Source organism: Selenomonas sp. oral taxon 892 str. F0426 (genome assembly GCF_000468035.1).
GTDB lineage: Bacteria > Bacillota > Negativicutes > Selenomonadales > Selenomonadaceae > Centipeda.
Genome location: NZ_KI260546.1, coordinates 171,732 through 179,961 on the forward strand (window position 1 = coordinate 171,732; position 8,230 = coordinate 179,961).

Consider the following 8,230-nt stretch of genomic DNA (forward strand, 5'->3'; position numbering starts at 1 on the left):
AAAAATGAAAATAAATAACAGGGAATTCAGAAGATATGTAGAAATATATAGGCGGAGTGTGATAGAGATGAAGCAGTATCTTGCTCATATCCGACGCGACGGATCAGCGGAGCAGACCGTGCGTGCCCATCTACTCCGCGTGGGGGAACTGATGGAAGGCTATGCTGCGGGGATCGGTTTATCGGCAACTGCACGGCTGATCGGCGTGCTGCATGATCTTGGGAAATGTACAGCAGAGTTTGTTGCGTATCTTGACTATTGCCGCAAACATCCGGGGGATTACAGCCGTAAGGGGGATGTTGACCACTCGTCGGCCGGCGGACAGCTGCTCATGAAGAAATATGGACAGTCAGGTGAAGATGAATGCCTTGTGGTGCAGATGGCAGCGCTTGTCATCTTTTCACACCATGCAGGGCTGATGAACTATCTTAGCGAAGATGGAAAATCTGATTTCCTGCGGCGCATGGAGAAAATAGATGTGCCGAATGTCGATCTTTCCTATTATTATGATACAGTCATTTCGGAATCAGAGCTTGATTTGCTTTTTGAGCATGCTGTCCATGAATTTACTGTACTTGATGCAAAGATTACGGCGCTTGATCCGGAGAGGGGCGAGAAGTATCATTTTTACTGGGGCATGGTGCATAAGCTGCTGCTCAGTATGTTAGTTGATGCTGATCGGCTGGATAGTGCGGAGTTCGAACTGGACAAACCGCTGACAGACGAATGGGACACGGCCGGGGTCTGGGCGGACTTCTCTGATAAGTTGGAGCAGAAACTTATCGGATTTTCCATTCCTCCAGAGCCAAAGGCAGAGAAAATTACTCGACTTCGTCAAAAGATCAGCGATGACTGCCTCGAATCGGGGGACGAGCCCCCTGGGATTTTTAGGTTATGCGTTCCAACGGGCGGTGGTAAGACCCTTGCAAGTATGCGGTTTGCCCTGCGTCATGCGCAGAAATACAATAAAAAAAGAATTGTTGTTGTCATTCCTTATACCTCGATCATCGATCAGAACGTCAAGGAGATTCGTGATATTTTCCACATGGATGAGGCGATTCTGGAACATCATTCCAATGTCATTACGGAGGACGATGGAGAAGATACTGAGAGTATGGACTTTCGGCGTATCCTTACGGAGCGATGGGATGTTCCGGTCATCTTTACGACGCAGGTGCAGTTTCTGAACACTGTGTTTGCGGGCGGCAACAGCCCCTTGCGCAGGCTGCATGCGCTGGAGGACAGCATCATTATTTTTGATGAGATTCAGACGCTTCCTATTCGCTGTACCTATCTCTTCAATGCAGCGATGAACTTTCTTAAAGATTTTTGCCGTGTCACTGCGCTTCTTTGCACGGCAACTCAACCACCGCTGGAACAGTTGGATATTCCGATTGAGATGAGGGATAATGCGGATCTTACGAGCGATTTAGCAGAGGTGTTTGAGGGGTTTCGAAGAGTGCAGATTGAGAATATCTGCAAGGATGGCGGCGTTTCCATTAATGAAATTGCCGGCGAAATCGTGTATAGTGCGGAGGAGATCGGTGATGTCCTTTGCATCGTGAACCTCACGGCACAGGCGCGGAGCCTCTACGAGAAAGTCTCTGAACTTGCGCAGATTTCGGAACGAGATATTCATGTTGTGCATCTCAGCACGAAGATGTGCCCTGCCCACCGTAAGAAAATTCTGCGTACTGTGCGGGCGGAGCTTGATGTTCGACATGAATATCCAGAGCAGCGGATTATCTGTATCAGCACGCAGCTCATTGAGGCGGGGGTTGATGTATCCTTTCCTGTGGTCTATCGTGCTCTTGCCGGATTCTCCTCCATCGCACAGGCGGCGGGACGCTGCAACCGCCATGGGGAGATGGAGCGCGGGACTGTTCGTCTCTTTACGCTGGAAAATGAGGATCTCAGTCGATTGGAGGATATACGACAGGGGAAGAAGATCGCGAGTGATATGTTGTATAAAACATCGGCGGATGAAATTCTCACACCACAGGCGATAGAGGCCTATTTCCGCAGATTTTATAAAGGGCGTACGGCGCGTGATATGCGTTTCCCGATGAAGGACTGCAATACTATATTTGACCTGCTCTCGGCGAATGAGGCGGGCTTACAGGAAGCAGCCGAGAACGGAGCGCATCTGGACCTCTGGTTCACGCACGCATTTTGCGATGCGGGACGTGCCTTCGCGGTGATTGATTCGCATACGGAGCCGGTACTTGTTCCCTATGCAGGAGGAAAGGAGCTGATCGTAGAATTCAATGATATGCAGTTCGATAAGCAGCGAATTGGCAAAAAGATGAATGCGGCGCAGCAGCATATGGTTAATTTGTTTTCCTATGAACTCCAGAAACTCGCCAAGTTTGGCGGTATCTGGCGAACGGAGAGCGGAGTGATGGCCCTGCGGGAGGAATACTATAATGAGGCATTTGGTATCCAGACAGAGGAGCAGGGCAATGCATACTGCATGATTTAGGGAGGTGAATACATGAGAAATTCGATTGAATTTCAAGTCTATGGGAGAATGGCACTTTTTACCGATCCAATTACAAAGGTTGGTGGTGAGCGTTCCTCCTACTCTGTGCCAACCTATCAGGCACTCAAAGGGATTACAGAAAGCATCTACTGGAAACCTACGTTCTATTGGGTGGTGGATGAAGTGCGTGTCATGAATCGAATCGCGACACAGTCGCGCGGCGTGAAGCCTATGAAGTACGGCGGCGGTGGAAATGATCTCTCCATCTATAAATACCTGAGCGATGTTTGCTATCAAGTGCGTGCGCATTTTGAGTTCAATCTGCACCGCAAGGAACTTGCAGAGGACAGGGATGAGCATAAGCATCATAATATCGCAAAGCGGATGGTGGAGCGCGGCGGACGCCGCGACATCTTTCTCGGCACGCGGGAATGTCAGGGCTATGTTGAGCCTGTGCGTTATGGCGAGGGCAAAGGGTACTATGATGACAGCGGCGAGATGCCGCTCGGCACAATGTTTCACGGATTTAACTATGTCGATGAAACGGGGGGCAGTATGCTGCAAGTCCGTCTCTGGCAGCCGGTGATGGAGTGCGGTATCATTCAATTTCCAAGACCTGAACAGTGTACACTTGTAAGAGATATTCGGAAGGTCAAGAGCAAGCTCTTTGATAAGAACACTGTCACCTTTGTTGCAGAGGAATACGAACTCCTAGGAGAGGAGGGACGTTTATGAGCTGGATGGAGCAGCTGGTAGAGACGTATGATGAAAATGAACGCTTTGCCGGCAGAGGCGGTATCGATGGGATGAAAGCCCTCCTTCCACCTGTTGGACATATTATTCAGAATGCACAGATAGAGATAACACTGAATGCAGATGGGGAATTGATTCAAGCAGAGGTGATTCCAAAGGAGCACCAGTCCACACTGATCCCATGTACGCCTGGCTCAGCGTCACGCACGGGGAATCCTGCACCTCACGCTTTGCATGATAATCTTTCCTTCATTGCAAAAGATTACTGTATTTTTGTAAATTCAAAAGACTCAGAGAAGCCGTATATTGCATACAAGGAGCAGCTTGGAATATGGGTTGCCTCGAATCCAAACCTCAAAGTGCAGGCGGTCTATCGCTATATCAGCAGCCATGATGTAATTCATGACCTGATCGAGAAAAAGGTTCTTTTTCAAGATACTGCAGGCAAGCTGCTCGAAAAGTGGACAGACAAGGAGACACCGAAACCTCTCATCTTTAGTGCCGTTTCCGGCGACATCTTGAAAGCTATGGTGCGCTTTCGTGTTGTTATGGATGGCGACGACTGCCCAGAGCTGTGGAACGACACCTGTCTGCAAAAGGACTATCAAACGTTTTTTCAGCAGCAGTTTTCACAGACGGAGGAACAGCTTTGCTACGCTACGGGTAAAAAACTGCCTCCTACCGATAAGCATGGCAAGGGAATCCGTTTTCCGGGAGATGGAGCAAAGATCATTTCATCGAATGATATGACCGGATTTACCTTCCGTGGTCGCTTTGCCGACGCAGATGAATGTATCTCCATTGGCTATGAGAGTTCGCAGAAAGCGATGAACGCGCTTATGTGGCTTGCGCGCAATCAGGGGTATACTCATGACGGGCGTGTGTTTCTTGCGTGGGGTCGGTGTGGACAAACACCGCCGTCTGTATTCGACGATACGGCACGCCTGACACGCAGACGGCGACCCGCAGGGACGGAACGTCCCTCGTCGTTGAAAGGTTGGGCAGAGTCCCTGACAAAGGCTCTTGCAGGCTATCAACATGAATTCAAGCAGGCAGAGATGAGTCAGGTTAACGTCATGATTCTTGATGCCGCGACGAAGGGACGGCTTTCCATTTGCTACTATAGCGAGATGGCGGGTGAGGACTTCATCGAGCGGATCGAACGATGGCACAGCCTTGGCCGTTGGCGGCAGCATGGCTATGACAGTGACAAAGACGAGTCATTTGTTTATTTCGGCGTGCCCGCACCCAAACGGCTGGTCGAAGCCTGTCACGGTGTGAGTGTCGGCGATAGTCAGATGAAGCTCGAGTTGGAGCGGATATTTCACGCAATCCTGCAAGGAATGCCATTTCCTGTCGATATGGAGCGCATGTTGATCGGCCGTGCCGTAAAGCGTGCGGTCTGTGATGCTTACTATGGGTGGCGCAGACAGATTTTAGAGCCGGCGTGCTCCATCATCGCACGCCGCCTCAACCACAAAAAGGAGGAATACACAGTGGCACTTGATGAAACGAAGGATGACCGTTCGTATTTGTTTGGCAGACTGATCGCGGTGGCGGATCAGATGGAGCGGGCAACCTTCAGTCGGGATGAGATGGGCAGCCGCACCACGAATGCAATGCGCTATATGGAGATTTTCTCCTCCCGTCCTGCCTCTACATGGTTGACCCTCCAGAAAAAGCTGTTGCCCTATCAACAGAAGAGGGAAATGTATGGAGGGAAGGAACGTAAGCTCATTAGCAAGATTGGCAGTATGTTCCATGACGATGACTTTCTCTCGGATCGTCCGTTGGACGGGAAATTTCTGCTTGGCTACTATTGCCAGCAGTACGCGATGGAACTGGAACGGGAAGAGAATCGTAAGAAGAAAGAAGCCCTGCAAGAGGAGGAAGTATGATGGCTGCACTGACGAAGAAAATTGATTTTATTGGGTTCATCACGGTGGAGCGTTCGAATCCAAACGGTGACCCTCTGAACGGAAATCAGCCGCGCACGGATTACGGCGGATACGGCGAAATCTCCGACGTCTGTCTCAAGCGCAAGCTTCGCAATCGCTTACAGGATATAGGAGAAAAAATTCTCGTTCAGTCCAATGAGCGGGTTGATGACGGCTGTGATAGCATCCGTGCACGTGTCGAGGCAAATCCTGCGATGGATAAACCGCTCAAAATGAAGGACAAGGAGCAGGGACGCACACGTATATTTGCAGAAGAGGCGTGTAAAGCATGGATAGATGTCCGTTCGTTCGGACAGGTGTTTGCGCTCAAAGAGGCAAAGAAGCAAGGCGTTGACTCTGTTTCTGTTGGCGTGCGGGGCCCCGTGAGCCTCCATACGGCGGTCAGCCTCGATCCTGTCACCATTACGGGTATACAGATCACGAAGAGCGTCAACAATGAGCCGGGCGATAAGAAAGGCTCGGATACGATGGGCATGAAGTATCGTGTAGACTTTGGCGTGTATAAATTCCAGGGCAGTATTAACGTTCAGCTAGCGGAAAAGACAGGGTTCAGCGAGGGGGATGCCGAAAAGATCAAGGAGGCTCTTCGTACAATTTTTGAGAATGATGCATCGTCTGCCCGTCCTGAGGGAAGCATGGAGATGAGCCGTTTCTATTGGATTGAGCATGCCAATAAGACCAGCTGTGCACCGAGTGCGAAGATCCACCGCAGCGTTTCGGCACAGAAAAAGGATGGGGTAGAGACGCCATCGCATTTGGATGACTACATCATCGACGACAGTGCTCTTTATGCTATTAAGGGCATTCACATTGAGAAATATGTTGAGGGAAGCTTGGTCGATTGATATGGGGTATGCTGAGGAAGAGTATCTCATGCTCTCGGAAATACCTCGTTATGTATTCTGCCCACGTCAGTGGGCTCTGATTCATCTGGAACAACAGTGGCAGGATAATGTTTTGACCATTGAGGGAAATGCACTGCATAATAAGGCGCATGATGCGGAGATCAAGGAAAAACGCAGAAACAAAATTATTGTGCGAGGCATGCACGTTGCGTCAAGTCGGCTTGGAGTTTCCGGCGCTTGTGATGTGGTGGAGTTTCATGCAGATACCGCAGGTGTCTATATACCTTCATATCATGGGCGTTATCGCGTTGTTCCCATAGAATATAAGCGTGGAAGACCACAAGAAGGAGAGGAGTATGTGCTCCAACTGACTTTACAGGCAATCTGCTTGGAGGATATGTTGGCGACAGATATTCCATTTGGCTATCTCTATCATGGGGAGATTCGGCGACGAGTGAAGGTAGAGTTTTCATATGAATTGAGGAATCGGATTCCCGTTCTGGTCCAGGAAATGAGGCAGTATATCCGGAGTGGACATACCCCGCGCGTGAAGCGGCGAAAAGGCTGTGCGAACTGCTCTCTCAACAATATCTGTGTGCCGAAACTGAATTGGCTCCGATCTGCTAAACATTATCTTGAGAGGAGGCTGGCAGAGGGATGAAGCCTCTTTTGAACACCCTTTTTGTCAATCAAGATGAGGCATATCTTGCACTGGATGGTGGGAATGTCGTGGTCATTCGTGAGGATCGGGAAATTGCTCGCTTTCCACTCCATAACTTTGAGCAGATCACAACCTTTGGCTATACGGGGGCAAGCCCTGCGCTCATGCGGAAATGCGCTGAGGAGAATATTGCACTGACCTTTATGAGTCCGGAGGGAAGATTTCAGGCGCGCGTTATCGGCAAGATGAACGGCAATGTCCTCTTGCGCAGGGAGCAGTATCGTCGTGCAGATAATGAGGCTGCCAGCCTCACACTTGCGAAGAACTTCATCCTTGGCAAGATCTATAATGCGCGCTGGATAATCGAGCGGACGTGCAGAGACTATGCCATGCGAATTGATGAGGAGAAATTTCAGAGTGTCAGTGACTTTCTCCAGACATCCTGTCATGAGGCAACGTGCACATCTGATCTGGAGGAACTCCGCGGCATCGAGGGGAAGGCTGCTGTCAGCTATTTCTCTGTGTTTGATGATATGATACTCAAACAAAAAGGAGAGTTCTTTTTCACTGAGCGTAACCGCAGACCGCCGCTCGACAATATGAACTGTCTCTTATCGTTCCTCTATGCCCTCCTCATGAATGATGTAGGAGCGGCACTTGAAGGGGTGGGATTGGACTCCTATGTCGGCTTTCTGCATCGTGATCGCCCGGGCAGACAGTCACTCGCACTTGACCTCATGGAGGAACTGCGCCCAATGGCGGATCGTACGGCATTTTCCATGGTCAATACCAAGAAGATCAGCGGCAAGGATTTTCGCCTAGAAGAGGGAGGCGCCGTATATCTGACCGATGATGGGCGTAAAAAGATTCTGGCGGCATGGCATGCACACAAAGAGGGGATGATGACACATCCTTTTTTAGAGGAAAAAATCAAATGGGGGCTTGTTCCTCATGTGCAGGCAATGCTGCTTGCACGCCATCTGCGTGCGGATCTTGATGCCTACCCGCCGTTTTTGTGGAAGTAGGTACTTGCCATGTATGTTTTGATCACCTATGATATCAGTACAGTTAACGCCGATGGGCGCAGGAGGTTGCGCCAGGTCGCACGAAAATGCAGAGCCTACGGGCAGCGCGTGCAGAACTCTGTCTTTGAGTGTAAGGTGGATCCAACGCAATGCAAGCAATTGGAACTCGCACTGCTCGACATTATTGACCTGCAAAAAGACAGCCTGCGATTTTACTACCTCGGCAAGGATAAAGGACCAAAAGTAACGCATTATGGTGTTAAAGAGTCCTATGACTTGGAGGCGGCCATCATCATCTGAGCATTCATTACTGAGTGCGAAGGTGAAGTGAACAGAAAATAGAATGTAAAAATATAGGTGCGAGCACCATGCTGCAGGAGGGGCGTGGGACTTAGGTGCCGAGAAAATCGTATTTGTGGAGGGAAATACCCATAAATGCGTGGCAAAAGAGGGAAGTCGTGACCTCTTTTGCTGTCGCGCCCCGCACGGGGCGCGTGGATTGAAAC

7 protein-coding genes are annotated in these 8,230 nt (G+C 50.0%); all 7 read left to right on the forward strand.

The window, feature by feature from the left end; translation table 11 throughout:
- Positions 1–67: 67 nt before the first annotated feature.
- The 7 genes from HMPREF1992_RS10260 to cas2 are packed head-to-tail and all read left to right on the forward strand — an operon-like array spanning position 68 to position 8,024.
- Complete coding sequence (locus HMPREF1992_RS10260; protein WP_037359616.1) at positions 68–2,482, forward strand: CRISPR-associated helicase/endonuclease Cas3; 2,415 nt, start codon at positions 68–70, stop codon at positions 2,480–2,482.
- A 12-nt stretch (positions 2,483–2,494) separates the two neighbouring features.
- Positions 2,495–3,217, forward strand: coding sequence for a type I-C CRISPR-associated protein Cas5c (cas5c, locus tag HMPREF1992_RS10265; RefSeq protein WP_021685844.1), 723 nt, complete (start codon positions 2,495–2,497; stop codon positions 3,215–3,217).
- Entirely contained in the window at positions 3,214–5,133 is a 1,920-nt protein-coding gene (gene cas8c / locus HMPREF1992_RS10270) for a type I-C CRISPR-associated protein Cas8c/Csd1 (RefSeq protein ID WP_021685845.1), read from the forward strand. The genes cas5c and cas8c overlap by 4 nt, the downstream gene beginning before the upstream one ends.
- The gene (gene cas7c / locus HMPREF1992_RS10275; RefSeq protein WP_037359619.1) at positions 5,133–6,038 is read left to right on the forward strand and encodes a type I-C CRISPR-associated protein Cas7/Csd2; all 906 of its coding nucleotides are present in this window, start codon (positions 5,133–5,135) and stop codon (positions 6,036–6,038) included. The genes cas8c and cas7c overlap by 1 nt, the downstream gene beginning before the upstream one ends.
- A 1-nt stretch (position 6,039) precedes the next feature.
- Positions 6,040–6,699, forward strand: coding sequence for a CRISPR-associated protein Cas4 (cas4, locus tag HMPREF1992_RS10280; RefSeq protein WP_037359622.1), 660 nt, complete (start codon positions 6,040–6,042; stop codon positions 6,697–6,699).
- Positions 6,696–7,724 (forward strand): type I-C CRISPR-associated endonuclease Cas1c, encoded by a 1,029-nt coding sequence (cas1c, locus tag HMPREF1992_RS10285; protein ID WP_021685848.1) that lies wholly within the window; start codon positions 6,696–6,698, stop codon positions 7,722–7,724. The genes cas4 and cas1c overlap by 4 nt, the downstream gene beginning before the upstream one ends.
- Before the next feature lie 9 nt (positions 7,725–7,733).
- Positions 7,734–8,024: a CRISPR-associated endonuclease Cas2 gene (gene cas2 / locus HMPREF1992_RS10290; RefSeq protein WP_021685849.1), complete on the forward strand. Its 291-nt coding sequence runs from the start codon at positions 7,734–7,736 to the stop codon at positions 8,022–8,024.
- Positions 8,025–8,230: the final 206 nt, after the last annotated feature.

What these genes read in the sequence shown, in the direction of transcription:
- HMPREF1992_RS10260 (WP_037359616.1), top strand. Translation starts at nt 68, where the DNA reads ATGAAGCAGTATCTTGCTCATATCCGACGCGACGGATCAGCGGAGCAG.
- cas5c (WP_021685844.1), top strand. Translation starts at nt 2,495, where the DNA reads ATGAGAAATTCGATTGAATTTCAAGTCTATGGGAGAATGGCACTTTTT.
- cas8c (WP_021685845.1), top strand. Translation starts at nt 3,214, where the DNA reads ATGAGCTGGATGGAGCAGCTGGTAGAGACGTATGATGAAAATGAACGC.
- cas7c (WP_037359619.1), top strand. Translation starts at nt 5,133, where the DNA reads ATGGCTGCACTGACGAAGAAAATTGATTTTATTGGGTTCATCACGGTG.
- cas4 (WP_037359622.1), top strand. Translation starts at nt 6,040, where the DNA reads ATGGGGTATGCTGAGGAAGAGTATCTCATGCTCTCGGAAATACCTCGT.
- cas1c (WP_021685848.1), top strand. Translation starts at nt 6,696, where the DNA reads ATGAAGCCTCTTTTGAACACCCTTTTTGTCAATCAAGATGAGGCATAT.
- cas2 (WP_021685849.1), top strand. Translation starts at nt 7,734, where the DNA reads ATGTATGTTTTGATCACCTATGATATCAGTACAGTTAACGCCGATGGG.